The organism is Flagellimonas iocasae, assembly GCF_042682725.1.
Lineage (GTDB): Bacteria > Bacteroidota > Bacteroidia > Flavobacteriales > Flavobacteriaceae > Flagellimonas > Flagellimonas iocasae.
Genome location: NZ_JBHUHU010000002.1, coordinates 126,659 through 153,579, shown reverse-complemented (window position 1 = coordinate 153,579; position 26,921 = coordinate 126,659). Strand labels below are relative to the sequence as shown.

Annotated in this window: 31 protein-coding genes; 11 read left to right on the top strand and 20 right to left on the bottom strand. The window is 42.1% G+C overall.

Going from position 1 to position 26,921, the window contains the following annotated elements:
* Positions 1–4: 4 nt before the first annotated feature.
* Genes ACFSJE_RS06510 through mraZ form a run of 5 tightly spaced genes read right to left on the bottom strand, consistent with a single transcriptional unit; the run spans position 5 to position 5,185 of the window.
* Positions 5–1,468 (bottom strand): UDP-N-acetylmuramoyl-L-alanyl-D-glutamate--2,6-diaminopimelate ligase, encoded by a 1,464-nt coding sequence (locus tag ACFSJE_RS06510; protein WP_379830178.1) that lies wholly within the window; start codon positions 1,466–1,468, stop codon positions 5–7.
* Positions 1,465–3,474: a penicillin-binding protein gene (locus ACFSJE_RS06505; RefSeq protein WP_379830177.1), complete on the bottom strand. Its 2,010-nt coding sequence runs from the start codon at positions 3,472–3,474 to the stop codon at positions 1,465–1,467. The genes ACFSJE_RS06510 and ACFSJE_RS06505 overlap by 4 nt, the downstream gene beginning before the upstream one ends.
* Positions 3,474–3,791: an FtsL-like putative cell division protein gene (locus ACFSJE_RS06500; protein ID WP_379830176.1), complete on the bottom strand. Its 318-nt coding sequence runs from the start codon at positions 3,789–3,791 to the stop codon at positions 3,474–3,476. Before ACFSJE_RS06500 ends, ACFSJE_RS06505 begins: the two co-directional genes overlap by 1 nt.
* 43 nt (positions 3,792–3,834) lie before the next feature.
* Entirely contained in the window at positions 3,835–4,737 is a 903-nt protein-coding gene (rsmH, locus tag ACFSJE_RS06495) for a 16S rRNA (cytosine(1402)-N(4))-methyltransferase RsmH (RefSeq protein ID WP_379830175.1), read from the bottom strand.
* The gene (gene mraZ, locus ACFSJE_RS06490) at positions 4,730–5,185 is read right to left on the bottom strand and encodes a division/cell wall cluster transcriptional repressor MraZ (protein ID WP_379830174.1); all 456 of its coding nucleotides are present in this window, start codon (positions 5,183–5,185) and stop codon (positions 4,730–4,732) included. Before mraZ ends, rsmH begins: the two co-directional genes overlap by 8 nt.
* Before the next feature lie 266 nt (positions 5,186–5,451).
* On the opposite strand from mraZ, the gene ACFSJE_RS06485 reads away from it, so the two are divergent.
* The 4 genes from ACFSJE_RS06485 to ACFSJE_RS06470 all read left to right on the top strand — a co-directional run bounded on the left by ACFSJE_RS06485 (position 5,452) and on the right by ACFSJE_RS06470 (position 8,092).
* Positions 5,452–6,216 carry an alpha/beta fold hydrolase gene (locus ACFSJE_RS06485; protein WP_379830173.1) on the top strand — a complete coding sequence of 255 codons (765 nt, stop codon included), beginning with the start codon at positions 5,452–5,454 and terminating at the stop codon, positions 6,214–6,216.
* Between the two features lie 52 nt (positions 6,217–6,268).
* Positions 6,269–6,595 (top strand): hypothetical protein, encoded by a 327-nt coding sequence (locus tag ACFSJE_RS06480; protein WP_379830172.1) that lies wholly within the window; start codon positions 6,269–6,271, stop codon positions 6,593–6,595.
* A gap of 45 nt (positions 6,596–6,640) precedes the next feature.
* Positions 6,641–7,252, top strand: a complete 612-nt coding sequence (gene yihA / locus ACFSJE_RS06475; protein WP_379830171.1) for a ribosome biogenesis GTP-binding protein YihA/YsxC — start codon at positions 6,641–6,643, stop codon at positions 7,250–7,252.
* Positions 7,253–7,363: 111 nt separating this feature from the next.
* Positions 7,364–8,092: a pirin family protein gene (locus ACFSJE_RS06470; protein ID WP_379830170.1), complete on the top strand. Its 729-nt coding sequence runs from the start codon at positions 7,364–7,366 to the stop codon at positions 8,090–8,092.
* 26 nt (positions 8,093–8,118) lie between these two features.
* Here ACFSJE_RS06470 and ACFSJE_RS06465 read toward each other — a convergent pair whose 3' ends face one another.
* Complete coding sequence (locus ACFSJE_RS06465) at positions 8,119–8,499, bottom strand: GTPase (protein WP_379830169.1); 381 nt, start codon at positions 8,497–8,499, stop codon at positions 8,119–8,121.
* A gap of 69 nt (positions 8,500–8,568) precedes the next feature.
* Between ACFSJE_RS06465 and ACFSJE_RS06460 the strand changes: the two genes are divergently transcribed.
* A complete protein-coding gene (locus tag ACFSJE_RS06460; protein WP_379830168.1) occupies positions 8,569–9,066 on the top strand; it encodes a hypothetical protein in 498 nt (165 codons plus the stop codon).
* Position 9,067: 1 nt separating this feature from the next.
* Here the strand turns inward: ACFSJE_RS06460 and gldC are convergent, their stop codons facing one another.
* Both gldC and gldB read right to left on the bottom strand, forming a co-directional pair.
* Positions 9,068–9,406 (bottom strand): gliding motility protein GldC, encoded by a 339-nt coding sequence (gldC, locus tag ACFSJE_RS06455; protein WP_379830167.1) that lies wholly within the window; start codon positions 9,404–9,406, stop codon positions 9,068–9,070.
* Positions 9,406–10,395: a gliding motility lipoprotein GldB gene (gene gldB, locus ACFSJE_RS06450; RefSeq protein WP_379830166.1), complete on the bottom strand. Its 990-nt coding sequence runs from the start codon at positions 10,393–10,395 to the stop codon at positions 9,406–9,408. The genes gldC and gldB overlap by 1 nt, the downstream gene beginning before the upstream one ends.
* 66 nt (positions 10,396–10,461) lie before the next feature.
* On the opposite strand from gldB, the gene nadE reads away from it, so the two are divergent.
* A complete protein-coding gene (gene nadE, locus ACFSJE_RS06445; protein WP_379830165.1) occupies positions 10,462–11,250 on the top strand; it encodes an NAD(+) synthase in 789 nt (262 codons plus the stop codon).
* A 158-nt stretch (positions 11,251–11,408) separates the two neighbouring features.
* The gene (locus ACFSJE_RS06440; protein WP_207097706.1) at positions 11,409–12,038 is read left to right on the top strand and encodes a response regulator; all 630 of its coding nucleotides are present in this window, start codon (positions 11,409–11,411) and stop codon (positions 12,036–12,038) included.
* Between the two features lie 55 nt (positions 12,039–12,093).
* On the opposite strand, the gene dnaG is transcribed toward ACFSJE_RS06440, so the two are convergent.
* Positions 12,094–14,067 (bottom strand): DNA primase, encoded by a 1,974-nt coding sequence (dnaG, locus tag ACFSJE_RS06435; RefSeq protein ID WP_379830164.1) that lies wholly within the window; start codon positions 14,065–14,067, stop codon positions 12,094–12,096.
* A gap of 168 nt (positions 14,068–14,235) precedes the next feature.
* Between dnaG and ACFSJE_RS06430 the strand changes: the two genes are divergently transcribed.
* Positions 14,236–16,080 (top strand): Xaa-Pro dipeptidyl-peptidase, encoded by a 1,845-nt coding sequence (locus ACFSJE_RS06430; RefSeq protein ID WP_379830334.1) that lies wholly within the window; start codon positions 14,236–14,238, stop codon positions 16,078–16,080.
* A 17-nt stretch (positions 16,081–16,097) separates the two neighbouring features.
* On the top strand, positions 16,098–16,406 hold the full coding sequence (locus tag ACFSJE_RS06425; protein WP_379830163.1) for a phosphoribosylpyrophosphate synthetase: 309 nt from the start codon (positions 16,098–16,100) through the stop codon (positions 16,404–16,406).
* Between the two features lie 3 nt (positions 16,407–16,409).
* Here the strand turns inward: ACFSJE_RS06425 and ACFSJE_RS06420 are convergent, their stop codons facing one another.
* A complete protein-coding gene (locus ACFSJE_RS06420) occupies positions 16,410–17,039 on the bottom strand; it encodes a 2OG-Fe(II) oxygenase (RefSeq protein ID WP_379830162.1) in 630 nt (209 codons plus the stop codon).
* Positions 17,040–17,150: 111 nt separating this feature from the next.
* Here ACFSJE_RS06420 and ACFSJE_RS06415 point away from each other — a divergent pair, with 111 nt between their 5' ends.
* Complete coding sequence (locus ACFSJE_RS06415) at positions 17,151–17,504, top strand: 7(1) septoil knot domain-containing protein (protein WP_379830161.1); 354 nt, start codon at positions 17,151–17,153, stop codon at positions 17,502–17,504.
* 35 nt (positions 17,505–17,539) lie between these two features.
* Positions 17,540–17,776 carry a zinc-ribbon domain-containing protein gene (locus ACFSJE_RS06410; protein WP_379830160.1) on the top strand — a complete coding sequence of 79 codons (237 nt, stop codon included), beginning with the start codon at positions 17,540–17,542 and terminating at the stop codon, positions 17,774–17,776.
* Here ACFSJE_RS06410 and ACFSJE_RS06405 read toward each other — a convergent pair.
* From ACFSJE_RS06405 to rsgA, 10 genes are all read right to left on the bottom strand, one after another.
* The gene (locus tag ACFSJE_RS06405; protein WP_379830159.1) at positions 17,771–18,922 is read right to left on the bottom strand and encodes a tropomyosin; all 1,152 of its coding nucleotides are present in this window, start codon (positions 18,920–18,922) and stop codon (positions 17,771–17,773) included. The two genes, ACFSJE_RS06410 and ACFSJE_RS06405, sit on opposite strands and share 6 nt — an antisense overlap.
* Before the next feature lie 85 nt (positions 18,923–19,007).
* Positions 19,008–19,733 (bottom strand): hypothetical protein, encoded by a 726-nt coding sequence (locus tag ACFSJE_RS06400; RefSeq protein ID WP_379830158.1) that lies wholly within the window; start codon positions 19,731–19,733, stop codon positions 19,008–19,010.
* Between the two features lie 4 nt (positions 19,734–19,737).
* A complete protein-coding gene (locus tag ACFSJE_RS06395; protein ID WP_379830157.1) occupies positions 19,738–20,313 on the bottom strand; it encodes an RNA polymerase sigma factor in 576 nt (191 codons plus the stop codon).
* Between the two features lie 111 nt (positions 20,314–20,424).
* Positions 20,425–21,399, bottom strand: a complete 975-nt coding sequence (locus ACFSJE_RS06390; RefSeq protein ID WP_379830156.1) for a polyprenyl synthetase family protein — start codon at positions 21,397–21,399, stop codon at positions 20,425–20,427.
* A 211-nt stretch (positions 21,400–21,610) separates the two neighbouring features.
* Entirely contained in the window at positions 21,611–22,651 is a 1,041-nt protein-coding gene (rlmN, locus tag ACFSJE_RS06385) for a dual-specificity RNA methyltransferase RlmN (protein WP_379830333.1), read from the bottom strand.
* Between the two features lie 77 nt (positions 22,652–22,728).
* Positions 22,729–23,778 carry a tRNA preQ1(34) S-adenosylmethionine ribosyltransferase-isomerase QueA gene (queA, locus tag ACFSJE_RS06380; protein WP_379830155.1) on the bottom strand — a complete coding sequence of 350 codons (1,050 nt, stop codon included), beginning with the start codon at positions 23,776–23,778 and terminating at the stop codon, positions 22,729–22,731.
* Positions 23,779–23,864: 86 nt separating this feature from the next.
* Positions 23,865–25,094, bottom strand: a complete 1,230-nt coding sequence (locus tag ACFSJE_RS06375; RefSeq protein WP_379830154.1) for a 3-phosphoshikimate 1-carboxyvinyltransferase — start codon at positions 25,092–25,094, stop codon at positions 23,865–23,867.
* Positions 25,095–25,165: 71 nt separating this feature from the next.
* A complete protein-coding gene (locus ACFSJE_RS06370) occupies positions 25,166–25,492 on the bottom strand; it encodes a nucleotide pyrophosphohydrolase (protein ID WP_090293531.1) in 327 nt (108 codons plus the stop codon).
* Positions 25,492–25,944 carry a D-aminoacyl-tRNA deacylase gene (gene dtd, locus ACFSJE_RS06365; RefSeq protein WP_379830153.1) on the bottom strand — a complete coding sequence of 151 codons (453 nt, stop codon included), beginning with the start codon at positions 25,942–25,944 and terminating at the stop codon, positions 25,492–25,494. The genes ACFSJE_RS06370 and dtd overlap by 1 nt, the downstream gene beginning before the upstream one ends.
* Positions 25,941–26,882, bottom strand: coding sequence for a ribosome small subunit-dependent GTPase A (gene rsgA / locus ACFSJE_RS06360; protein ID WP_379830152.1), 942 nt, complete (start codon positions 26,880–26,882; stop codon positions 25,941–25,943). The genes dtd and rsgA overlap by 4 nt, the downstream gene beginning before the upstream one ends.
* Between the last annotated feature and the right edge of the window lie 39 nt (positions 26,883–26,921).

The window sequence follows — 26,921 nt, the reverse complement described above, 5'->3', positions numbered from 1 at the left end:
TACATTATTTATTTAGGCTGTTCAAGGCCTCTTTAACTTCTTTTAAATCGTCAAAATCCACTCGGACACCATTGGTTTCCTGATAGGTTTCATGCCCTTTTCCAGCCACCAAAATGATGTCGTTGGCAACCGCCAACTTACACGCTGTCTTTATGGCCTGCTTTCGGTTTTCTATGGACAATACTTTTTTGACATTTTGTGCTTCTACTCCGGCTTCCATTTCTTCAATGATGGTCGAAGCTGACTCAGAACGTGGGTTGTCTGAGGTAAAAATGGCTTGATTGCTCATTTCGGAAGCGATATGACCCATAACCGGACGCTTAGACTTATCACGGTCACCACCACACCCCACTACGGTGATGACGTTTTCATTTCCAGTCCTCAATGCATTGATGGTAATCAACACATTTTTTAGTGCATCCGGCGTATGGGCATAATCAACAATAGCCGTTATTTTCTTTTTCGATATGTAATATTGAAACCGTCCGTCAACGGTCTCCAATTCACTCATTAATCGTAGGATTTCCATCTTCTCCAACCCCAAAATGTCCGCAGTGGCATAAATGGCCAATAGGTTATAGGCATTGAAGTCACCAATCAGTTTGGACCACAATTCGTTATCATCCATCTTCAACAATTGCCCGTTGAATTGCCGTTCCAAAATCTGGGCCCTGTAATCTGCGTAGGATTTTAGGGCGTAGGTATATTTTTTGGCTTTGGTGTTCTGCAACATCACCAAGCCGTTTTTATCATCAATGTTCACCAAGGCGAAGGCCGTCTTGGGAAGACCATCGAATAATTTTTTCTTGGTGTCCCGATACTCGGCAAAGGTTTTATGATAATCCAAATGGTCATGGCTCAAATTGGTGAAAATGGCTCCAGTAAAGCGCAATCCTTCGGACCTTTTCTGATGGATACCATGCGAGCTCACTTCCATAAAACAGAACTCCACGCCTTCCGTATTCATCTTGGCCAAATAATCATTGATGGTCAAAACATCTGGAGTTGTATGGCTGGCGGGATACTCTTTGTCATCCACCATTACTTTGATGGTAGAAAGCAGTCCAACTTTATAGCCCGCTTTTTTGAAGAGATTGTAAAGTAGGGTGCTTACGGTAGTTTTTCCATTGGTTCCGGTCACCCCTACCAACTTCAAGTTTTTGGAAGGATTATCGTAGAAATTGGAAGCGATGATGGCCAACGCGCTGTTGCAATCGGGCACTTTTAGATAAGTAACACCATCAACCATCAACTCTGGCAATTCTTCACATACAATGGCTCTTGCACCCAAATCCACCGCTTTTTGAATGAACTTATGTCCATCAGTGATGGTACCGCGAACGGCAACGAAAACATCATCCATTGATACTTTTCGGGAATCAAAATGGACAAGGTTCACCATTACGTTGGTATCCCCACTCACTGCGGAAAGGCTTACACCATATAATATGTCCTTCAATAACTTCATGAAAGCTCCAGTACTATTTTCTTAACTTTTTTAATATCCGTTCCCTTATCGATGGACTGTCTCTTTACTTTTCCATTTCCATGCACCTCGACTTCCAATCCTAAATTTTCGAGCAAGGAAACTGCATCCATTCCAGTCATTCCTTTTACATCGGGAACGGTGTCATACTTTTTCTGAACTTGGGCATAGTATCTCTGATAATCCTCTTCCAAGGTTTTCTTGTCGTAGACCTTCTCTTCCACCTCATCCACCAAAGGTGAAATGGCATGGATTTTCTGGGCCATGGACTTAAAAACAGGACCGGATACATCAGCGCCATAATATCCCACGCTTTTATCAGGCTCATGAATGATGACAATGCAGGAATATTTTGGATTGTCCGCAGGAAAGTATCCCGCAAATGTGGAGATATACGCCAATCTATCTGGGTCTTTTTCCACATAATTTTTCTGGGCGGTTCCCGTTTTCCCGGCCATTGAAAAGTTCTTGGAATACAGCTTATGGCCTGTTCCGAAGTCCTTTTCCACCACATCCTTCATCAGTTTCTGCACCTTTTTCACAGTCTCTTTGGAACAAACAGATGAATTCAATACTTGTCTATCAAATCTTTTAATGACCTCGTTGCCTTCACGAACCTCTTTGATCAATCGTGGTTTTACATATTCGCCATCATTGGCAATGGCATTATAGAAGGCCAAAGTTTGCAAGGGCGTCATGGATACTTCGTATCCGTGCGACATCCAACCCAATGAGATTCCAGACCACCCTTTATCCCCTGGATAACGAATCACAGGGTCACCCTCTCCAATGATGGGCAATCCCAATTTTTTATGAAGACCCATGTTCATCAAGCGGTTGACGAATTTCTCGGGTTGATCTTTATAGTTTTCATTGATGATTTTGGCAAAGGCTGTATTTGAAGAAACCTCAAATGCTTTTGCCACTGAAATTTTCCCATAACCACCCCACTTGGAATCCTTCACAACACCATCATAAATCCGATACCTACCTTTTTCGGTATCGATGACCGTGCTGGTATCTACCACTTTATCTTCCAATGCCGCGACGAGCGACATCAATTTAAAGGTGGAACCCGGCTCGTGGGATTCCCCTACGGCATAGTTCAGTTTTTCGTAATAGGTTCCTTCAGAAGTAATCCCCAAATTGGAAATCGCCTTGATTTCACCCGTCCTGGTTTCCATAACCACCACACAGCCATGATCGGCATTATATTTTTCGAGTTGGGCCAAAAGTTCATGATGTGCTATATCCTGAATGTTGATATCGATGGTGGAAACCACATCCAAACCATCTTGAGGTTCCACAATATTATCCAAACCAACGGGCTTCCATTGTCCTTTGGCGATGCGTTGCTTTAAACGCTTGCCTTCGTGCCCGCGCAAATATGATTCCCCAAAAGCTCCATCCAACCCAACTCTTGTGTAGTATCCATTTTCATCCACGCGCTCATAACCTATGCTACGGGCCGCCATTTGTCCGAGAGGATATTCACGAACCACACGATGTGTTTCAATGAATCCACCTTTATAGGGCCCCAGTTTGAAAAGCGGGAATTGCTTTATTTTCACGTAATCTAAGTAGTCTACATTTCGAGCTACCAGTGTATAGCGGTTACCATTGGCCCTTGCCTTGCGGAACAATTGCCTATAGTGCGATGAAGGTTTGTCGAACAACAAGCCCAAAGAATCCGATAACGGACCCACATATTTTTGAAAATTATCCTCGGAAACGGTCTTCGCATCAAATCGCACCTCATATTTAGGCACTGAAGCAGCCAAAAGGCTACCATCCTCCGAATACAAGTTTCCACGATTGGGTTCAATGGTGAACATTTTCTCCGTTTGACTCAGGGCGAGTTCCTTGTACTCCGACCCCTTCACCATTTGGATATCCACCAATTTCACCACCACGGCAATGGACAAAACAACCAATCCCCCGGCAACGAGGTACAGTCTGTTCATGATATTTTTTTCAGATATCGCCACTACTCTGCTGATTTTACTTTGATTTTCCTTGGTGGATTTTCGGAGGGAACAAGTCCTTGTTCCGCCACTTCCTTGCGTAAAGTGGATTCCAGTTTTAATTGTTGCACTCGAGAACGGCCCTCAACGAACTCACTGCGCAACTTGCGCACTTCTTCGTTCAAAGCAGCGATTTCCAATACTTTTTTATCGGCACGGTGGCTGCTAGAAATCATTAAGGCGGCCAAGAAAGAGGCATATAACAAAAACATCCAGTTCTTAGGAGCATCTCCGCTCACCAAAAACTTTCCTTTTAAAATGTCCAGTAATCCCTTTTTCATTCCTGTATTCCTTTTGTCATTCCCATGAAAATGGGAATCTCACTTATAACTTTTCCGCAATACGGAGTTTTGCACTTCTTGCTCTGTTGTTCCGAGCTATTTCTTCGGCTGATGGCACAATCAATCCGCCCACTTTCTTTAAAGGAACATTGATGTTCCCATAAAAATCCTTCTCTGGTTCTCCCTCAAAACTCCCAGCTCTTATAAAGCGTTTTACCAAACGGTCTTCCAATGAGTGATAGCTGATCAGACTCAATCGACCACCTTTTTCCAAAATCTCAGGTACTTGGAGCAAAAACTCCTTCAGCACCTCAATTTCTTGATTGACCTCAATTCGAATGGCCTGATAGATTTGCGCCAAAATTTTGTTCTCTTTCATCTTGGGCAGAAATCGAGCTAAAACCGTTTTGAGCTGGTCCGTGGTTTTGATGGTTACCTGAGACCTGGCTTCCACAATGACCTTGGCCATGGCGTTTGCGTTGCGCAATTCACCGTACTGGAACAAGACCGACGCTAAATCTTCTTGGGAATATGAGTTGACCACTTCAAAAGCGGACAATTCATCGTTTCTGTTCATCCGCATGTCCAAATCCGCACTGAAGCGAGTGGAGAAACCGCGGCTTGCCTCATCAAACTGATGGGAAGAAACCCCAAAATCTGCCAGGATTCCATCAACTTTCCGAATGCCATAGAACTTTAAATACTGTTTGAGATATCGAAAGTTTTGGTTGATCAGTTGGAATCGTTCATCATCAATCGCATTTTGCAATGCATCCTCATCTTGATCAAATGCGAACAGTTTTCCATCATCGCCCAATCGTTTCAATATTTCAGTGGAGTGCCCTCCGCCACCAAAGGTGACATCCACATACACTCCATTTGGTTTTATATTCAATCCGTCCACCGATTCTTGCAACAGTACCGGATTGTGATAAGCACTATTCATCGTCGTCAAAAATCTCTTCCGCTAGATCGGCATAATCCTTTTCACCTTCAGCCAAGACTTTCTCATACTTGTCCTTGTCCCAAATCTCTATCTTGTCAAAAACAGCATTGAGCACCACTTCTTTATCGATTCCAGCAAAATCCACAAGATTTTTAGGTATCTGCAATCTTCCGGAATCCCCATCGATTGTGACTTCCTTCATCCCGGCCACGAAGTTTCGAACGAAAGCATCGTACTTTCTGTTGATTTTGCTCTTCTTCATCACCTTCTGCATGAGAACATCAAACTCCTGCTTGGGATAAAGCTCCAAACACTGTTGAAAAACGGACCGTTTGATCACGAACCCATCCTTCAAAACAGGCAATAGCTGATTCTTCAAGGAAATAGGCAGTAAAACCCTTCCTTTTGAATCTGCTTTGCAATCATGTTGTCCTATGATATGGGTCACTAGAAATCAATTGGTTACTTATTACAACTCAAATATATAGATTTTATTTCCACATTTCTCCACTTAAAGACACATTTGTTAATAAATTCCCCACTTTTCAGCAAAATCCACCTGATTTGACTCCAAGAACACCCTTTCAAATTTTTACATGTGGGAATCGCTTACTTTGAAAAACTTAAAAAAGATGTGGAATAGATAGAAAAAACCTGAAATCCGTGTGATATGAATTGCCTATATTTGCCCCTCTTAGCACCAACTAACTATTGATGGAAGAGCATATCATTGAGGAAGGCAAATACAGATATATAGAAATGGGCGAGGGTACGCCCATGATTATCTTGCATGGTCTCATGGGTGGATTGAGTAACTTTCAAGGGGTTTCGGAATACTTTCCAGCCCAAGGATATAAGGTTTTGATTCCAGAACTCCCCATCTATGACATGCCTTTACTTAAAACTACCGTAAAGAACTTCGCCAAGTTTTTAGAGGAATTTATCGAGTTCAAGGGATTGAAAGATGTCATTCTTTTAGGAAATTCCTTGGGTGGACACATTGGCCTACTCCACACCAAGATGTTCCCAAAAATGGTGAAGGCCTTAGTCATCACCGGAAGCTCTGGACTTTATGAAAGTGCCATGGGCGATGGGTATCCAAAGCGCGGTGATTATGAGTTCATCAAGAAGAAAGCCCAAGACGTTTTCTACGACCCTGAAGTAGCCACTAAGGAAATTGTGGACGAAGTTTTTGCCACTGTAAACGACCGTATGAAGTTGGTAAAAACATTGGCCATTGCCAAAAGTGCCATTCGGCATAATATGTCCAAGGACTTACCGCACATGAAGACTCCAACTTGTATTATTTGGGGAGAAAATGATACGGTTACCCCCCCAAACGTAGCTAAAGAATTCCACGAGCTTTTACCAGATTCCGATTTGTTTTGGATTGAAAAATGTGGTCACGCCCCAATGATGGAGCACCCAGAAGACTTTAACCGCATTCTTGAAGCTTGGCTGAAAAAGAGAGGGTTCTAGTAGTTAGGTGTTAGGTGTTAGGTGTTAGATTCTAGACAGTTAAACCTTTTTGATGGATGTTTTTAGTATTCTTGTAATTATTGCTTCGCTATTTCTAGTCATCAAAGTTTCAATTGCAAATGCTTCTATACCTGTATCTAGAATTGAAGAATATCTAGTTTCAAAAAACTTAAAGTACATTCGGCATCAAAAAGTCAAAAAGCCTTGGAATCCCAACTTTGAAAATGGTGAGACTCTTCTATCTTTATTCCGCTATAGAAAGCGCTATTACTTAATCGATGTGGAAGACCATGAAGGAAATCCTCGTGAAGTTGAAGCAACTTGGTATCAATCCATGTCCTTTCTCAAGAACAAAGCCTTTTTCAAAATAAAGCATTAGTTTTAAGTCTATCGTCTAAAATCTAGCGTCTAAAATCTGTTCAAAATGAAGATTTCTTCCGCCGAGTTTGTAATGAGCAACTCCAATGTTGCCAAATGCCCCAATGAGCCATTGCCCGAATATGCGTTTATCGGACGGTCCAATGTTGGGAAATCCTCATTGATCAATATGCTGATGGATCGTAAAGGCTTGGCTAAAACTTCCGGGCGGCCCGGGAAGACCCAACTCATCAACCATTTTAAAATCAACAATAATTGGTTTTTGGTGGATTTGCCTGGATACGGTTATGCCAGAGTATCCAAGAAAGACAAAAAGACCTTTCAAAAATATATCACGGAGTATTTTCAAAAACGAAAACAATTGGTCTGCGGATTTGTGTTAGTGGATATTCGCCACGACCCACAACCCGTGGATTTGGAATTTATGGAATGGCTGGGCATGAACCAGGTTCCCTTCGCCATTATTTTTACCAAGGCCGACAAACTGAAACCTGCAGTGATTGAAAAACAGGCAAACGCCTATCTGAAGAAATTGACAGACAGTGTTTGGGAAGAAGCCCCTCCACATTTTACCACCTCGTCTTCCAACCGAATGGGACGCGAAGAATTGTTGGAATATATTGAGGCCATCAACCAAGATTTTTTCAAGAATCAGTAATCGTTGCAACACCATCCAAAAAGTAAGAAATCAGTAGATATTGCGACTTAAAAGCCATCTACAAGAGTACAACGTTTCGTTGTTGAGTTTCAACTTAAAAAAGAGCATAAAATGAAAACAGTTTTGCATAAAGCGAATACCCGAGGTCATGCTGATCATGGGTGGTTGAACAGTCACCATACCTTTAGTTTTGCAGGATACCAAAACCCAGAACGGATGCATTTTGGGGTCTTGCGTGTATTGAACGATGACCAAGTAGCCGCAGGTAAGGGGTTTGGAACCCATCCACATGACAATATGGAAATTATCTCCATTCCTTTGGAAGGGGATTTGGAGCATAAGGACAGTATGGGCAATGTCGCCACCATTAAAGAAGGTGATGTTCAGGTGATGAGTGCCGGAACGGGCATTTACCATAGTGAATACAACGCAAATGCTGACAAGGCCGTGAAATTCCTTCAAATTTGGGTGTTCCCGAATGAGCGAAACGTGGAACCCCGGTATGACCAGATCTCAACAAGGGATATTGCCAAGAAAAATGCATTTTACCAAGTGCTCTCCCCAAATCCAGATGATGAAGGTGTTTGGGTGCATCAAGATGCATGGTTCCACCTTGGCAATTTTGAAGCTGGTTCTTCCGATTCGTATTCGATAAAAAAGGAAGGTAACGGTGTCTATGCCTTTATTTTGGAAGGCGAAGTGGAAATCAATGGGCAAAAATTGGAAAAAAGAGACGGTTTTGGCCTTTGGGAAACCGATGCCTTCGATTTAAAATCGCTTACCGATAGCCGGGTGTTGCTCATGGAAGTCCCAATGAGCCTCGGGAAAATTGGACGATAAAACTCCTAAACCATAGAAATGTCCCTTTATTGGGGCATTTTTTTTGAGCGTTTCTGTATCACTTCAATTAATTCCTGAGCGGATTGCAGTGCATTTAATTCTTCAGTGGAAATAAAAACTTCCAAGTCATAATCATTTTCCATCAAAACAATGGGAAACGTAAATCGATGACCAAACTTGCTAGCATAACTTTTGGCAAATTCATCCTTATGCAAAAAAGTCATGGGTAAATTGCTTTGCTCACGAAATTCCTTCCAAAGCTTGTTTTCAGTAACCAACCCGAAAGTAATATCACACAAGTTACAGTCATATGTGGATGGACTGAAAACTTTGTGCATGCTATCCAATAGTGCATTACGCTTTCCTGAATTGGCATTGTACACAAAAATCAATTGCGTTGAAATCATACTCCCCATTATAATGGTAAAGACACTTGCATTGTTAAATTTTATGTTTCTTTACATCAAAACCAAATCATGCAGAACGTTAAAAATAGCTTTACCCCTGCTTCTTATGTAAAAATACTGGCCTTTTTACATTTGGGAATTTTGGCCACACCAGCGATTTTGGCCCTATTTTTTTATTTTCAAATCCAAGATGCGCATTTGAGTTTCTCTGATTCAGACGATATGTTCTTGGCCATTGTTCCCGTCGTTGCCATGGTTGGTATTTTTTTAGGAGACTTCCTTTTTAGAAAAATGGTGAAAAGCATTCCTTCCAATATGGGATTGAAGGAGAAACTGGCTCGGTTTCAAACAGCCTGCATTATTTCGTATGCACTGCTTGAAGGTCCTGCGCTATTTTGTATTGTGATTTTTTACAACACCCAGAATTTTGCCTATTTGTTTATTGGGCTCTTCCTACTTTTTTATTTGTATTTGAAAAGACCCACCAAAGACAAGGTTTTGAATCAACTAAATCTTCAGGGAGCTCAAAAGGCGCAGTTCAATCGGCTGAACCAGCCCATAGATTGACCTACAATTTATCCAACTCCAATTTTTCAGCGAAGTAGTCGCAGAAATCCTTCATGGTTGCCGTCATTTTCTCATCTTGGGTCGCCTTCATAAACGTATCGGCCATGGTGGTCAAGGTTTGGTGAAAGAATATTTTCATATCATCCACCGGCATGTCCTTGGTCCACAAATCAATCTTAAGGGACTCCCTGTTCTTACTGTCCCAAACGGAAAGCATCATGGCCTTTGCCTCTTCATTTTCGACGCCACCGTCTTGTGCTGACCATGTCAATGCTTCAGGAACCCTGTTTTCATCCAATCCTACCGTTAATTTTATTTCTGAGGTATGTGTTACCGCCATTATTTTCTGGGTTTGTAATTTGATTCTTTTAAAATTTCATCCGCAGGCATATCCAATAGTTGCTGCAACGTGATGGGATTATTTTCCATAAAGGCCCTAACGATTTGCCAGCCCATATATCTGCCCAATCGCCCAGGAGACTCATTGTCCAACTCCAAACCAAATTTGGAAAAAGGTGCTGGGTCCAAAAATTTTCGGTCCAACGCCGAGTCAGTACTGTACAATAGTTCCCCTTCCACAAAATAGCGCCACATTTGCTCTTCATTGGCATTGGCCCACTCTAGCTCTTCATCGGAGTAACCCATCTTTTGCGCATCGGGAATAGAAGGAAGCAATCTATCTTTCAAATAAAGTTCCTTACCATAATAAACCATTCGCGACAAAAAAGTCCGATTCCGTGGATAGGTAAGCACGGTTTTGGAAAATGCACTGGCTACATCAGAAGTCAAGAATTTTTTATCGAGACCTTCGGCGATATACCGTTGGATGCCTTCATAAAAATGATGGTCTTTGCCCAAATAATTATCCAATCCTATTAATAATAAGGTATCGGTGAGGATAATTCGGTCGTTATAGCGCACATCTGAAGTCAAGGTGACCACTTTGGGCGCCTTAAATCCTGGGAAATAATATTTGATATGTTTAAAAAGGGACTCTAACGCTTCAGATTCTTCCTCAAAATCCCCAAAAGCCTTGTCCACTTCTTCAGAAAGTTCAATTTGAAGGGTATCCGATAGTTTATTCACCCAAATGCTGTCTGGAAATTGCTGCGGAAAGAGGTAAGGGTATTTTTTCTTCAACTGGGGAATATCTTCCGCCGATGCATTGGCAAATTCGCGATCAAACCGTGAAAGTTTAAAATCAACAGAAACTTTGGAAATCTCTTCCTCCGTTTTATTGGTCTCCTCACATCCTCCTAAAACAAGAAACAGCAAAAAAAAGGAAGCAAAAATTCCAATTTGGGTAAAGTATTTTACTGACCTCTTCATTTTTAAGACTACAGGGTTTAAATTTACAGGGCACAAAGGTAATTTAATGAATCCAAATTGTACGATATGCAAACAGAAAAGGTAATTGCACATATAGTGGACTGGTTGAAGGACTATGCCACAAACGCAAAATGTAAAGGTTTTGTCATTGGCGTTTCCGGAGGAATAGATTCCGCGGTAACCTCAACGCTTTGTGCAAAAACCGGACTCGACCTTTTGTGTGTGGAAATGCCCATTCACCAAGGTGAAGACCAAGTAACCCGCGCTGACCGACATATTGATTGGCTCATTGAGAATTTCCCCAACGTATCGCGCCAAAAGGTAAACCTTACCCCTGTATTCGATAGTTTGGTGACCGCCTTTCCAAGTGTAGAAACCGAGGAAGAGCGTTTTATGTCCTTGGCCAACACCCGCGCAAGACTGCGAATGACCACCCTGTACTATTTTGCCGCCCTAAAAGGATATCTGGTTGCGGGTACTGGAAATAAAGTGGAGGATTTTGGGATAGGATTCTATACCAAATATGGTGATGGCGGAGTCGACCTAAGCCCCATTGCAGATTTGGTTAAAACAGAAGTATACGAAGTAGGAAGGGTATTGGGTGTAAACCAAGATATTATGGAAGCACCACCCACCGATGGACTTTGGGGCGACAGCAGAACCGATGAAGACCAAATCGGAGCATCGTACCCAGAACTGGAATGGGCCATGAAAATGGATGAAGAAGGAAAGACCATTGAGGATTTTTCTGATAGGGAAAAAGAGGTTTTCGCTATCTACAAAAGATACAATACTGCTAACAAGCACAAGATGATTCCCATACCCATTTGTGAGATTCCAAGTGGCTTAAAATGACCATTTAACGCATAAAACCCAGTTTAAGACGAAAAAAACCATAGAAATTCTGGGGTTTTAAGAAAAAAATTACAGTTTTACGTCACCAAATTGTTATCTTGCCTGCTAAGTTACGTAAGTAATTAGCTAACCAACGATTATAAGTAAACTCAAACCGAATGATAAAAGTATTGATTGCTGACAATCATCCCATTGTCAGGCTTGGTATTAAACAAGTGCTCGAATCTAGCCCAGATATTGAAATCATTGCAGATGTTTCCACAACCTCAGAATTATTCGAAGCATTAAATAAAGTAGCCCCAGATGTTGTTATCTTGGAAATGGATATTCCAGAAATCAACGGGATTGCTACTTTGCGAAAGATGAAACTGGAATTTCCCAATGTCAAAACATTAATGTACAGTGGCCAATCCGAAGACGTGTATGCCCTGAGCACCATTAGAGCAGGTGCGTTTGGCTACCTTTCAAAAACTGCCGATTTGGATTATATCATATCTGCAGTAAAAAAGGTAAGCGAAGGCAACATGTTTATCACCAATGAATTGGCGCAACGCTTGGCATTTGATGAAGGAACACAAAAACCGAGAAGATTCTTTAGAAAACTATCTTCTAGAGAGGTTGAAGTGTTGAAATTACTGGCCAGCGGAAAACGAAACAAGGAAGTGGCCGAAGGGCTCAACCTTAACGAAAAAACCGTAAGTACCTATAAAGCGCGTTTAATGAAAAAATTGAACGTAGATAATTTGGTGGACCTATTGCAGCAAGCCAAAGCTTTGGAACTTTATTAATTAACCAATCCAAACTAACTAAAGTGAATCCCGGGCTAATAGTTCGGGATTTTTTTTAGGAAAGTACCCGATTCAGTTTGGCGTTCAACAACTTGTTCAACTGAAGGTAATTCACGATTTCCTCCAAAATCTCTGTGTTGTCGCCATTTTGGTCCTGGGTCTGCTCCTGCAATTTTTGAATCCGGTTTTTAATCAAGTTGCACCGAAGGGTAAGAATGGTCTCCCCTACTAGTTGGGCCACCCCGTTTTTTTTCTCTTTTGGATAGATATCTTTTCGTTCCCAATCATGTAATACATATTGCTCCTCTTCCATTAAAATGGAAGAAACTTCAGGAACCATTTCTTGATCCAACTCCGTCATAAAGGTATTGACGGCAAAAGCTTCATTTTCATTGAGGTTTTCAATGAGTTTGTAATAGATTGAACGAAACTGTTCGTTCGTCAGCTCAATTTCATCCTCTTGCAGGTCCAAAAACACTTTTTCATAGACTTTTGCTTCCACAACTTCAGGCTCCAAGACCAACTCACCTTCTTCATTTTCCTTCAACACCAAATCCTCAAACTCCTGCTCTTCATTTCCATACAGTAAAAGTACTTCAATGATTTTTCGCTCCAACTCATATTGCACATCCACCTTTTCAACCACGGGGTCATTTTTGACCACTTCAAAGACTTTTCGTTCCTCTTTGAGCTTTTTGTTAGTGTCTGTGACCTGTTTTTTGTCAATCTGAGCAAGGGTATTGTACAGCACCTCCTCCGAAATCTGCATGATCTTGGCACATTCCTGAATGTAGATTTCTTTTTGGATGCGGTCTGGAATCTTACTGATGCTATTTACAATATCACGAACAGTATCGGCCCGTTTTATAGGGTCATTGGCGGCTTCTTTGGCTAATAAAGAGGTTTTGAACTGAATAAAGTCCTTGGCATTTTCCTCTAAATAGAGAACCAGGTCTTCATACGTATTGTTCTTGGCGAAGCTGTCTGGGTCTTCCCCTTCTGGAAAGGTGCAGACCTTAACATTCATGCCCTGTTCCAGAATCAAGTCTATACCACGAAGGGATGCGCGCAATCCCGCCGCATCGCCATCAAAAAGTACAGTGATGTTTTTGGTAAGCCGATTGATCAACCGAATCTGTTCTGGGGTCAAAGCCGTTCCGCTGGAAGAAACAACATTTTCCACCCCACGCTGATACATCTGGATGACATCCGTATAGCCTTCCACCAAATAGCAGTTATCTTCCTTGGCTATGGCCTGTTTGGCAAAATAGATGCCATAAAGCACCTTGCTTTTATGGTAAATCTCACTTTCAGGAGAGTTGAGATATTTGGCCGCCTTTTTGTCATTACCCAAAATTCGACCTCCAAAGCCCAAAACCCTACCACTCATGGAATGGATGGGAAACATGACCCGTCCCTTAAAACGGTCGAATGTTTTCTTTTCCCCACCCGTTTGCTCTTTGACTATGGTGAGTCCTGTCTTTTCTAAAAATTCAAGTTGATAAGCCTCATCCAAAGCCGTTTTGGTAAAAACTTCCCACTCATCCAAACTATAACCCAGCCCAAACTTTTTAATGGTCTCGTCCGTAAAACCACGCTCCTTAAAATAACTGAGTCCAATTGCCTTTCCAGGTTCGGTATCCCAAAGGATTTCGGCAAAATACTTTTGGGCATATTCAGAGACCAAATACATGCTCTCTCGTTCATTGGCCTGCTCCTTTTGTTCACTGGTCTGCTCGGTTTCCTCTACTTCAATATTATACTTTTTGGCGAGGTACTTAATGGCTTCGGGATAGGTAAAATGCTCGTGCTCCATAAGAAAAGCCACCACATTTCCGCCTTTTCCGCTACTAAAATCCTTCCAAATCTGCTTTACGGGTGACACCATAAAACTCGGGGTACGCTCATCTGAAAAAGGGCTCAATCCCTTAAAGTTTGACCCAGATTTCTTCAACTGCACAAAATCGCCTATCACCTCCTCGACCCGGGCGGTTTCATATACGTTGTCTATGGTAGTTTTTGAAATCAAGTGGCTTTGTGTTGAACGAGCTGTTAAAGGTAAATAAAATCAAAATTTTGGTGAATCCAATATCAAAATAGCCCTTTAAGATTTACTATCTTAGAAGAATATTGATTTGCGCCTTTTGATACCAAATGGGCATGCAACATCAGATTGAAAATACACAAAGAATACATGATGCTGAAAAAACAATTCCCCTTATTCCTCCTGATTTCATTTTTGTTGTTGGGCCAATTCGGTCTTATTGCACAAATGGCCGAAAAAGTCACGCCAGTTTTTGAAAATGGTCAAGCACAGGTTGTTGACGCTTTTGCCGACCCTGAAAATTGGATTCGACATGACTTGTGGGTGGAAACCGAGTTTGATTCGGATGGTGATGGGAAATTGGATAGGGTGCATGTAGATGTCACACGCCCCAAGCAAACCGAGACCGAAGGACTGAAACTTCCGGTTGTATATGAATCCAGCCCCTATTTTGCCGGTGTTGCCCGTCTTGGTGAAGGTACGTTGTGGGATGTAAAACACGAGCTTGGCGAGGCTGGCAAACCAAGAACCCACCCAGAGGTGCAACGTATTGGGGAACGACCAATTATTTCAAACTCACAAATCCAGACCTGGTTGCCAAGAGGTTATATTGTAGTACACTCCTCTTCACCGGGCACAGGACTTTCAGATGGAGCTCCCACCGTAGGTGGAGATAACGAATCGCTTGCCCCAAAAGCTGTAATCGATTGGCTTTGTGGACGTGCAAAAGGATATACCGAACGCAACGGAAACGAAGAGGTAAAAGCCTATTGGTCCACCGGAAAAGTGGGCATGACGGGTACTTCGTACAATGGAACCCTGCCACTGGCTGCCGCCACTACCGGTGTTGAAGGTTTGGAAGCCATCATCCCAATTGCACCAAACACTTCATACTATCATTATTACCGTTCCAACGGATTGATTCGTTCACCCGGCGGTTATCTTGGTGAAGATATTGATGTGCTCTACGATTTCATCCACAGTGGGGATGAGTCCAAAAGAGCCCGAAACAACAAGGTGGTTCGGGATACCGAAATGAAAAATGGACAAGACCGAATCACTGGAGATTACAACGATTTTTGGGCTGGACGCGATTATTTAAATGATATGAAGCCCATGAAAGCCGCCTTATTGATGTCCCATGGATTCAATGATTGGAACGTGATGCCCGAACATAGCTACAGAATCTATGACAAAGCCCGCGAGATGGGACTGCCCGTTCAAATTTATTATCACCAGAATGGACATGGTGGCCCACCACCCATTGAAATGATGAACCGTTGGTTCACTCGTTATCTATTTGGAATTGAAAATGGGGTTGAGAATGACCCAAAAGCGTGGATTGTCCGTGAAAATGATGAAAGGGAAAAACCAACATCGTACAAAGACTATCCCAATCCGGATGCTTCTGATGTTACTCTATTTTTAACCAAAGGAGCGCCTGCACGAGGCGGATTGACCCACAGCAAACCCAACAAACAGGGAAAGGAAACTTTAGTAGACAATTATTCCTTTTCTGGGTCGGCTTTGGCTGAGGCAGAATTTACAAATCATCGATTAATCTACATTACCCCAACATTGACGGAGGATGTTCACATTTCGGGTATTCCCAAGGTTTCCGTGAAACTTGCCAGTAGCAAGCCGGCGGCCAATCTTTCGGTTTGGTTGGTTTCGTTGCCTTGGACCGAGGGCCGCAGAACAAAGATTACAGACAATATCATCAATCGAGGTTGGGCGGACCCGCAGAACTATCGTTCCATTACGGAAAGCGAACCTTTGGTTCCCAATAAATTTTATGAGGTAACCTTCGATTTGATGCCCGATGACCAAATCATTCCAAAAGGACAGCAAATCGGATTGATGATTTTTTCCAGTGATCGTGAGTTCACGCTCTGGCCAGAACCCGGAACCGAACTCACCATTGATCTTGATGCCACCACCATTACACTTCCTGTAGTGGGCGGGACGGATTCCTTTATGCAAGCAACCACAGAATGACGGTAAAATGATTTGCCATGGAAATTTACAATTTTGACACCCTTTCCGAAGCGGTAAACATCCTAACCAAAAATGGATTTACCGAAGATTTTGAGGCGGGAGACAATTCCATTAAAGCCCTATACTCTAAAAAGCAGTATCAACCACGTGAGCTTAAGATCTTAAGTTCATACCGATTTGAGGGGATGACAAATCCTGATGACCAGGCCACGGTTTTTGCCATTGAAGCCAACGATGGCACCAAAGGTACCCTGGTGATGTCTTACAGTGCTGAGCATAGCCAGAATGCAGAACTCATTCGGCAAATACCCCGCGAAAAAGATTGAGTTCTACCCTATGAAACGCCCAACAGCTGAAGGTTGATACAGCAACCAACCTGTTACGCTAAACCGACTTTTGTGGGCCTGCAATACGGCATGGGGTACATCCGCACTTTTAAACATGACGCACCTTGCGGCAAGGGGTTCCACTAAAAATGAGGTTTCGTCCCTTTCAAAAATTTCCAATTCCCCTCCGTCTCCTTTTTGCCATCCTTCATTAAGGTAAATGACCACTGAAATCATGCGGTTGTTCCGATTTTCGAACTGATCCAAATGTTTGTCATAATGCCCCCCTGAAGGATAATGCGCCAAATGGAATTCATATCCCGAAAGACTCAGAAAACAATAGCGGTTGAACATGTAGAGAATTTCATCCACCAAATTCCAAAATGGTTGAAGTTGCTCGTCTCTTTTTCGGTCCAGCCAATAGGTGAAATCGCCGCGTACATTTTTATTGATTTGGTTGTCCGCGTTGGTTCCAATACCCGCTTCAGTAAAATTGGGAAGTTTTCCGAGAAAAAAAGACCGGATTTCAGCATACATTTCGGGCTGAAAAAAATGGTCAATGACCACATAATCTTTTGCGGAGAGGTCATCCATCCAAGAAAACCATTGCTCCAAACTGTGATACGTCTGCAATTCTTAAAAATGTGCGCGAATGTAGAAAATAAATACAAACAAAAGATATTTAACTCCTTTGGTAAGGTATTTGTTTTCAAATCTATCCATCAACATGAAATTGGATATGCAATGATACAGAAACTCCTTTTGCCTACGCTGCTGTTCTTCCTCATTCAAAGTTTATGCGCCCAAAACGTATTTAATTCAACAGCTGAACACAATGCAGATTTCAAAGTCTTTGTTGTTGATCGGGAGTACAAAGCAGACCTTTTGGTATTTAAGGTTGATAGAGCGTACAAAGCTAAGGACAATGTGGGTTTGTGGTATTTTACAGATGCTGAGTACAAAGCTGACATATCGCTCTTCTTTGTGGACAGGGATTACAAATCAGACTTGAAAATTTTCTATGTGGATAGGGAATACAAAGCTGGTTGGCGAAACGAGAACAAGAAAAGTGAACTCAATATCCCCACTCGAGAATAAACCAAATGGGTATCTTTGTTTTCAAATGATGTGGTATGATTCTTTTCTTTGGAACTAGACCTGGCAAAAAGGAAACCAAAATCCTAAGTAACGTGGCGTGTCCCCATTGTCAACAAACAGATACCTTAACCGTAACCTGCCAACCCAATTATGCCCACCTTTTCTGGATTCCCATTTTTACCATCAACAATGTGCAGTATGCTGAATGCTCGCATTGCAAACGGGTATACTACAAGGAGGAATTTACTACAGAAATGGAGCGGGCTTTATAATTCAAACCGAAATCCCATCGAAATATTATAGCGCTTAACCGAAGTTATCCTGCCATCTGAATTAAAATAATCGGAATGCTTGAAGTTGGGTGTAAGGTCATATTTTATGTAAAAAGTACTATTGCCGTGTCCAGCATAAGCACTTAAGCCTATAAAGGATTTTCTTCTTGCCCCAGAACCTGAGAAATATAGTCGTTCTAAATTTTCAGCGGCTTGCTCCCCATTTGGGATAAAATCATCACTAAGCTTAATTTTTTGCACCGTTTCTAAATTTATACCATAATAACCTCCCACCCCAACTCTAAAGCTGTTCCTTGTAGAGTATCTCACGTAGTCTCCATATTCTCTTTTTGTTGATGGTCCAAACTCTAAATGAAAGGGAAATATAAGGTCGGTCTGCCTAAATTTTGATTTTTTTAATTTCCCGGTAGGACTTCCATAAAGTTCATTGGCATTGACCAAAACCACAACCGGAGGGTCAAAATCACCCACGATTTCCTTGTCCCTAGCAAACAATTGATTATTACTCTTTAATCCATTAGACTGGTACGAAATGCCATACGTAAATCTTAGCCAATTGCTTCTTTTAAAAACCCTTGTCTTCCAAACCAATCCCAACTCCAACGACTTGCTACCCAAGAATTGGTGAGGTAATTCAAAGACCGGTTTATCCTCGATGATATTGTTAAGTACCCCGAAAGCGAAAACAAACTTTGAATGGGTTCTTTTGTCCCTTACTGGAAGATCGGATCTATGATATCTTAATCCGAGTAAATCTTCTTCCTCACCAAAAAAATCTCTCTGGCTATCCAAAAAATCCTCGGAAATCCACAAAAAGGATTCATTTCTTTCCAACAGCGCTATTTGGTTTTCCAAAATGGCCACCTTATTCTCAATATTCATCGCCCTCTTTTCGGCCGCCTCTCTTTTCAGTTTATCACCTTCATCTTCGGTGATTTTACCTTTTCTCAATAGCACATTGATTTCTTTCACTTCCTCCTTTAAAGCCTCTTTCTCAAGGTCAGTAACCCGTTGTTTTTCTATATGTAAGGCCTCAATTTTCTTTTGATGGTCATCTTGCCCACAAATTGTCTGAAAGGAAAGAATTAACAATAAAACAGCTGAATAAAATGTAATTGTTTTCATGATTGTTTTGGATTATGAACCTCCCTCCTCCCCGCCTATTTAAGGCAGGAAGTTTAGAGGTCTGTTTTTTGATTGATGAATAATTTTATTTGTTTCGGTCCGCCACTGCCGTTCGCAGCTTAAAGTATCCCGATTTTAGGGCATCAAAAATCTGGTCGCGGAACGATTCGTCAAGCTCATCCTCAACTTCAGCAAGTAGGGCGGATGCATCTACCGATTGACCATTAGTGAATAACCTATCGGTCAATATATCTCGTTGCGCTGCTCGCAATAACGAATCCACTTCAGCATCAGTAACGTCCCTATTTAAACTTTCCATTAAGGTTACTTGCGCTACAACTTCTTCCACCTTTTGTGCAATCAGGGTGTCCGAATTTAGCTCTATCTCGTCCCGTAAGGGTTGTTCTGTTTCCTGATTGGCTACTGCCAAATTGTATGTTGATGGCTCTGGGATTGGTTCTTCCCTTTTTCCCGGAATCTTTGATTCAATTTCAACATCAGAATACTGAGAATCCACTTTTTGTCCAGATTCATCCACAGTAGTTACCTCTTGCTGCGCCTTTGATTCTATTTGGGTTCCAGTCTCCACCACCTCGGTTTGTTCCATTTTTGGATTACTGTCGGCAAAGAAGAGTACGGACAAAAAGACGATACCCACTACACTTGCTGCAATTGCATAGGGAAACCATGAATTTCTTTTTCTTTGGGGCTGTTCTTTCACTTTGGAAGCGATTTTATCCCAGGCTCCTTTTGAAGGAGTAATGGTTCGTTCTTCCAGTTTCTGCTTGATATGTTTTTCGAGCTTATCCATATCCTTATTTTTTACTTGCTGAATTTGATTTGGGCGACATTCCTTTTAAACTTAAATTTTCTTGAAGCATCTTTCTGGCCTTGAACAATTGTGATTTTGAAGTCCCTTCCGTAATCTCGAGCATTTTGGCTATCTCTTGATGGTTATAGCCCTCTACGGCATAAAGCAGGAAAACGGTCTTGTATCCTTCAGGCAATGCATCAATAAGTTGCTGCACATATTCCACATCCAAAAGACCTTCATTATAAATAGACTGCTCATGCTGCGCATCAAAAATTTCATCGTCATAAACCACAAATTGTCTTTTGCGCAAGAACGAGATGCTCTCTCGAACCATTATGGTCCGTATCCAACCTTCAAAACTCCCTTTGTGTTGAAATGAGCCCAGATTTTTAAAAACCTTGATGAACCCATTTACCATAACATCTTCTGCAAAATGCAGATCCTTGACATACTGCCTACAAACACTCAACATTTTTGGGGAAAACCGCTCATACAATAGCCTTTGGGCCTGAGGGTCTCCTTTAGCAGACTTCTTGATCAAAGAATTTTCATTACCGTACAATGAGATAATTTTCAAAAGTGTTGCTTCAAAATTGGTTCTATAAATATAGACGCCTTTAAAAGAGAAAGCGTTGCCTGAAGCCCTTTTTTATTTAATAAAATATTGATAAACAATGATATAAAGTCGCTATTTTTTTCGGTCAACCACGTAATTGACCATTAAGGTAAGTGAGCTTTTGTACTCAGAATCGGGGTAATTGTCCAAAATGGCAAGGGCTTCGTCCTTAAATTCCAACATTTTGGTGACGGCATAGTCCAGCCCTCCTTTTTCCTTTACATAAGCAATGACCTCGCTTACCCGTTTCTTGTTCTTATTGTGGTTTTTGATGGAATTGATGAGCCACTTTTTCTTATCCTTATCACTATTATTTAGTGCATAAATCAAAGGGAGGGTCATTTTTTGCTCCTTGATGTCGATACCTGTGGGTTTGCCTATTTTTTCAGCCCCGTAATCAAACAAGTCATCTTTTATTTGAAACGCCATCCCGCAGAGTTCCCCAAATTTTCGAAATGTTTCCACTTCTTCAGAATCTGGTCTTACGGAACAGGCGCCCATACTACAACAAGCGGCAATTAGGGTTGCTGTTTTTTGTCGGATGATATCGTAGTAAACCTCTTCGGTAATATCTAAAAGTCGGGCTTTTTCAATCTGAAGCAATTCGCCCTCACTCATATCCCGTACCGCATTGGAGATGATATGGAGCAGGTCATAATCCTTATTTTCTAGCGATACCAAGAGTCCTTTCGAAAACAAGAAATCTCCCACCAAAACAGCGATTTTGTTCTTCCACAATGCATTGATGGAGAAAAATCCGCGGCGTTTATTGCTATCATCCACTACGTCATCATGCACCAAACTTGCAGTGTGGATCAATTCAATGATTGAGGCCCCGGTATAGGTGCGTTCGTCGACCTTTCCATTGAGGAGCTTCGCGGTTAAAAACACGAACATGGGTCGCATCTGTTTACCCTTACGGTTAACGATGTAATAGGTAATTCTGTTGAACAAAGCCACTTTGGACGACATGGATTTGAGAAACTTCGCCTCAAAAAGTTCCATTTCATCCTCAATGGGCTCCCTAATCTGAGAAACTATCTTCAACGTGACAGGTTTGGCGTGATTGGTTTTGAAACCCTAAAAGTAGGGAAAATGATACAGTTGGTGGAAGTATCCTTTAAGATTTAGTTGGTGGGACAAAACTATCGGTAAGTTGCAGGGTTGGTTGGGTGTTGGGTGTTGGGTGTTGGGTGTTGGGTGTTGGGTGTTGGGTAAATAAAAATAGTTTTATTGTTTATTGTAAATTGAAAATTGGTTATTGTTTATTGGCCAACTGCCCGCAAGCTGCATCAATGTCTTTTCCACGGGAGCGGCGAACGGTAACAGTGATTCCATTTTTTTCCAAGGTATCCTGATACATTTTTAGGGCTGTTTCAGAAGCTTGTTGGAACTCGCCATCATCAATGGGATTGTATTCAATAAGATTGACCTTGGAAGGTGCAAACTTGCAAAACCTCACCAAGGCATCCACCGCTTCTTGGGTATCGTTGATTCCCTGCCAAACCACGTATTCGTATGTGATTCGGTTTTTGGTCTTGCTATACCAGTATTCCAGTGCCTCACGCAAATCTTTCAAAGGAAAGGTGGCATTGAATGGCATTATGGATGTACGGACTTCATCTATAGCGGAGTGAAGGGAAACGGCCAGCTTAAATTTCACCTCTTCATCAGCCATCTTTCGGATCATTTTGGGTACTCCCGAGGTAGAAAGTGTAATTCTCTTGGGTGACATGCCCAATCCCTCTGGGGAGGTGATTTTTTCAATGGCTTGTAGCACATTATTGTAGTTCATCAAGGGCTCCCCCATCCCCATAAAGACAATATTGCTCAACGGACGGTCAAAATACAACCGGCTTTCATTGTCAATGGCCACCACTTGGTCATAGATTTCATCCGGATTGAGGTTACGCATCCGTTTTAAACGTGCCGTAGCGCAAAACCGACAATCCAAACTACATCCCACCTGACTTGAAACACAGGCTGTTGTCCGTGTTTCTGTGGGAATCAAAACAGATTCCACTACCAATCCATCATGCAAACGAACCGCATTTTTAATGGTCCCATCAGAACTCCGCTGCATTTGGTCTACCCAAATATGGTTGATCACAAAATTGTCTTCCAACATTTGCCGGGTTTCCTTAGAAATATTGGTCATCGCCTCAAAGGAGTGCGCCGACTTCTGCCAGAGCCACTCATAGACTTGATTGCCACGAAAGGCTTTATCGCCCTGGGACACAAAAAAATCGCGGAGCTGTTCCTTGGTCAAAGCGCGTATGTCCTTCTTTTTGGTTTCCACAGGGTAAAGATACTCAAGAAAAAATCCCGCCAATTTCTGAATCAAACGGGATTTTCAATGCTATAAAATTTTCTGGTTTACAGAATCAACATGGCATCTCCGTAGGAGTAGAAACGGTACCCTTCCAAAATTGCCTGCTTGTATGCTTTTTTAATCAAATCATGACCTGCAAATGCCGAAACCATCATCAATAGGGTAGATTTTGGCAAGTGGAAGTTGGTGATCATGCAATTGGCTATGCTGAAATCGTAAGGAGGAAAAATAAACTTGTTGGTCCATCCTTCAAAAGTGTTCAAGGTGTGTTCCGAAGACACAGCACTTTCCAGACCCCGCATAACGGTGGTTCCTACAGCACAGACCTTTCTCTTTTTATCCTTGGCTTTGTTCACCACCTCAGTGGCTTTTTCATCAATAACCAACTCCTCGCTGTCCATCTTGTGCTTGGAAAGATCCTCCACCTCAACAGGGTTGAAGGTCCCCAAACCAACGTGCAACGTAACCTCAGCAAAGTCGATTCCTTTTATTTCCAATCGCTTCAACAAATGCTTGGAGAAATGTAATCCGGCGGTAGGCGCTGCAACAGCACCTTCGTATTTCGCGTAAATGGTTTGGTATCGGTCCTCATCCTCAGGCTCAACATCACGCTTAATGTATTTTGGCAATGGGGTCTGGCCCAATTCACGCAATTTTCTTCTAAAATCGGTATAGGAACCATCGTAAAGAAAACGCAAGGTTCTACCGCGAGATGTAGTGTTATCAATTACCTCAGCCACCAAACTTTCATCATCCCCAAAATAGAGCTTGTTCCCTATTCTGATTTTTCGGGCTGGGTCTACCAATACATCCCAAAGACGTTGCTCCTGATTCAGCTCGCGCAATAAGAAAACCTCAATACGGGCACCGGTCTTTTCTTTGTTTCCATAAAGTCGTGCAGGAAATACCTTGGTATTGTTCAACACCATAACGTCTCCCTCATCAAAATAATCAATTAGGTCTTTGAACATTTTGTGCTCAATTTTTCCAGAATCCCGATGAACTACCATCAATTTTGACTCGTCCCGGTTCTCTGCGGGATATTCGGCCAATAATTCCTTGGGTAGCTCAAAGTTGAAGTTTGATAATTTCATGTAGACTTATTTTGATTTTTTTAAAAGATGGCAAATATACAACCTCGTCATAGGGGATGTCAAGTAATTTGGTGATTAAATGTCAATTACACCTCCTGAACACCTATCCCCAGTGCGGTGAGGTCTTCCCAAAAATCTGGATAGGATTTGGATACCACACCAGCATCGTTGACTAAAATAGTAGTGCACAGTGCCAAGGGTGCAAAGGCCATGGCCATGCGATGATCGTTGTAGGTATCTATAGCAATGTTTGGTTTGATATCTGTGGTGGGTTGAAGTGTTAAGCTTTCAGCATCAATTTCCACTTGGGCTCCCAACTTGGTGAGCTCCGTTTTTAAGGCCGCCAAACGATCGGTCTCTTTTATAGGAAGCGTGTGCAGCCCTGTAAGATGACCGCCAATACCCAATCCCAAGCAAGTAACCGCTATGGTTTGGGCCGTATCCGGTGCGTTGGAAAGGTCATACTCCACATGCGAAGCGATATCGTCTGAAACCTTGGTCAAGGTGATGGTGTTATCCGAAAAAGAAGTTGTCACACCAAAATCCTCATAAATTTTGGCCATAACACTATCGCCTTGAAGCGAATTGCTTTTGTAGGAAGACAATTGAATCTCCGCACCCACATTACTTAAGGCCGCAATACTATAGAAATAGCTCGCCGAACTCCAATCCGACTCCACCACCAAAGTGGTATCATCCACGGATTCTTTCGGGTTGACTTTTATATGATTGCCTTCAAAAGAAGTGCCTACCCCAATTTGTTCCAAGAGCGCCAAGGTCATTTTAATGTAAGGTACCGAAGTGATTTTCCCCACCAATTCCAATTCCAACCCATTTTCCAGACTAGGAGCAATCAACAACAAGGATGAAATATATTGACTGCTGATATTCGCTGGAAGCGACACCTTACTTTTGGTCAATTTTTTTCCCTTTATTTTGATGGGCGGATACCCTTCATTCGCCACATATTCGATATCGGCGCCTAGTTCCCGAAGCGCTTCCACCAAAATTTTGATGGGTCGTTCCTGCATACGTTGGGAGCCGGTCAAGATGACCTCTTTTCCTTCCTGCGAAGCAAAATAGCCGGTTAAAAATCGCATGGCAGTGCCCGCATGGTGAATATCTACCTCACCCGAAGTTTTTTTGAGCCCTTGCTGCATTACCTCACCGTCATCAGAATTGGAAAGGTTTTCAATTTTCAGGTTTGGAAAAAGGGCCTGAAGCAATAAAGAACGGTTGGTCTCACTTTTGGAGCCCGTTATTTGAATGCTTTTTTTTATGGTTTTATCGTGAGGTATGGTAAGCTGAAGTCTCAATGCTCTCTTAGTTTGGAATAAAGGCTCAAAACTAGAAAAAACACGCCTAATCTCCCCTTAGACGGCCAACTTTATTTGAGCTTTTTGTTATTTTGATGACGGTCGTGGTCCCGTTTGGTCTTCAAGTCGAGTTTTTTGTCAAAGGCCTCCTGTAAATCAATCCCTGTTTGGTTGGCCAAACAAAGTACCACAAAGACAACATCGGCAAGTTCCTCTCCCAAATCCTTGGCTTTATCAGATTCCTTTTCGCTTTGCTCGCCATAGCGCCGGGCAATGATTCGGGCCACTTCCCCAACCTCTTCTGTGAGCTGGGCCATGTTGGTCAATTCATTGAAATAACGTACTCCATGGTTTTTGATCCATTCATCGACGGCTTTTTGGGCGTTTTCAATATTCATTATTCTCGGTTTTTTGTATCGATTATTATGGTCACCGGACCATCATTCAACAAATCCACTTTCATGTCAGCTCCAAAAATTCCTGTCCCCACTTTTTTTCCCAAATCATTCTGTAACTGTTGCACGAACGCTTCGTAAATAGGAACAGCTATTTCGGGTTTTGAGGCTTTGATATAGGAAGGGCGATTGCCCTTTTTGGTCTGGGCATGCAAGGTAAACTGACTTACCACAATAATATCCCCTTCAACATCCAGCACGGAACGGTTCATTACCCCTTCTTCATCATTGAAAATACGCAGATTGACCACTTTTTTGGAAAGCCATTCCATGTCTTCATTTCCATCCGCATCTTCAATGCCCAACAATACCAACAATCCTGTTTGAATGGAAGAAATCACCTGCCTATCCACCATGACACTTGCCCTTGAAACTCGTTGTATAACTGCCCTCATGATCGTTCACGATATGGATTATCTTCTTCCCCGGTTACCATTTGAACGTAACTTCGGTATCTGCTCCAAGCGATTTCATCCTTCTCCAAAGCCTCCTTTACCGCGCATTTGGGTTCATCTAAATGCAGGCAATTATTGAACTTACATTCTGATTTCAACTTGAAAAATTCAGGAAAATAATCCCCAATCTCATCCCCGTCCATATCTACAATGCCAAACCCCTTTATCCCGGGGGTATCTATAATTCGAGCTCCAAAGGAAAGGTCATACATCTCCGCGAAGGTGGTGGTATGCTGTCCTTGTAAATGTTGCTCCGAAATTTCAGCCGTTTTTAACCGAAGTCCGGGTTCCAAGGCATTGACCAAAGTGGATTTTCCCACTCCCGAGTGTCCTGCGAACATACTGGTTCTGTCCACCATCAACTCTTTTACTTTATCTACGTTCTTTCCTTCCTTGGCTGCAATTTCAATGCAATGGTATCCAATCTCCTTATATAATTGGACCAAATAGTTTACTTCTGCCATTTCATCCTCATCGTATACATCCATCTTATTGAACAGGAGTACCACTGGAATATCATAGGCTTCCGCTGTAACCAAAAATCGGTCAATAAAGCTGGTAAAGGTGGTTGGATTGTTCAAGGTAATCAGCAAGAATACCTGATCCAAATTGGCCGCGATAATGTGGGTCTGTTTGGACAACTTTACCGACTTCCGAATGATATAGTTTTTTCGTTCCTTAATTTCAGAAATTACCCCAACAGACTCATCACCAATAGTTTCCAATTCAAAAACCACATGGTCCCCCACAGCAATGGGATTGGTGCTCTTAATCCCCTGCGTGCGAAACTTTCCTTTGATTCGGCATTCGTGAAAAGTACCCTCTTCCGTCTTAACGGTGTACCAGCTTCCCGTGGATTTGTAAACAGTTCCGTTCACTATTTGTTAATATTTTCAATGCAAAGAAACAATAATCCT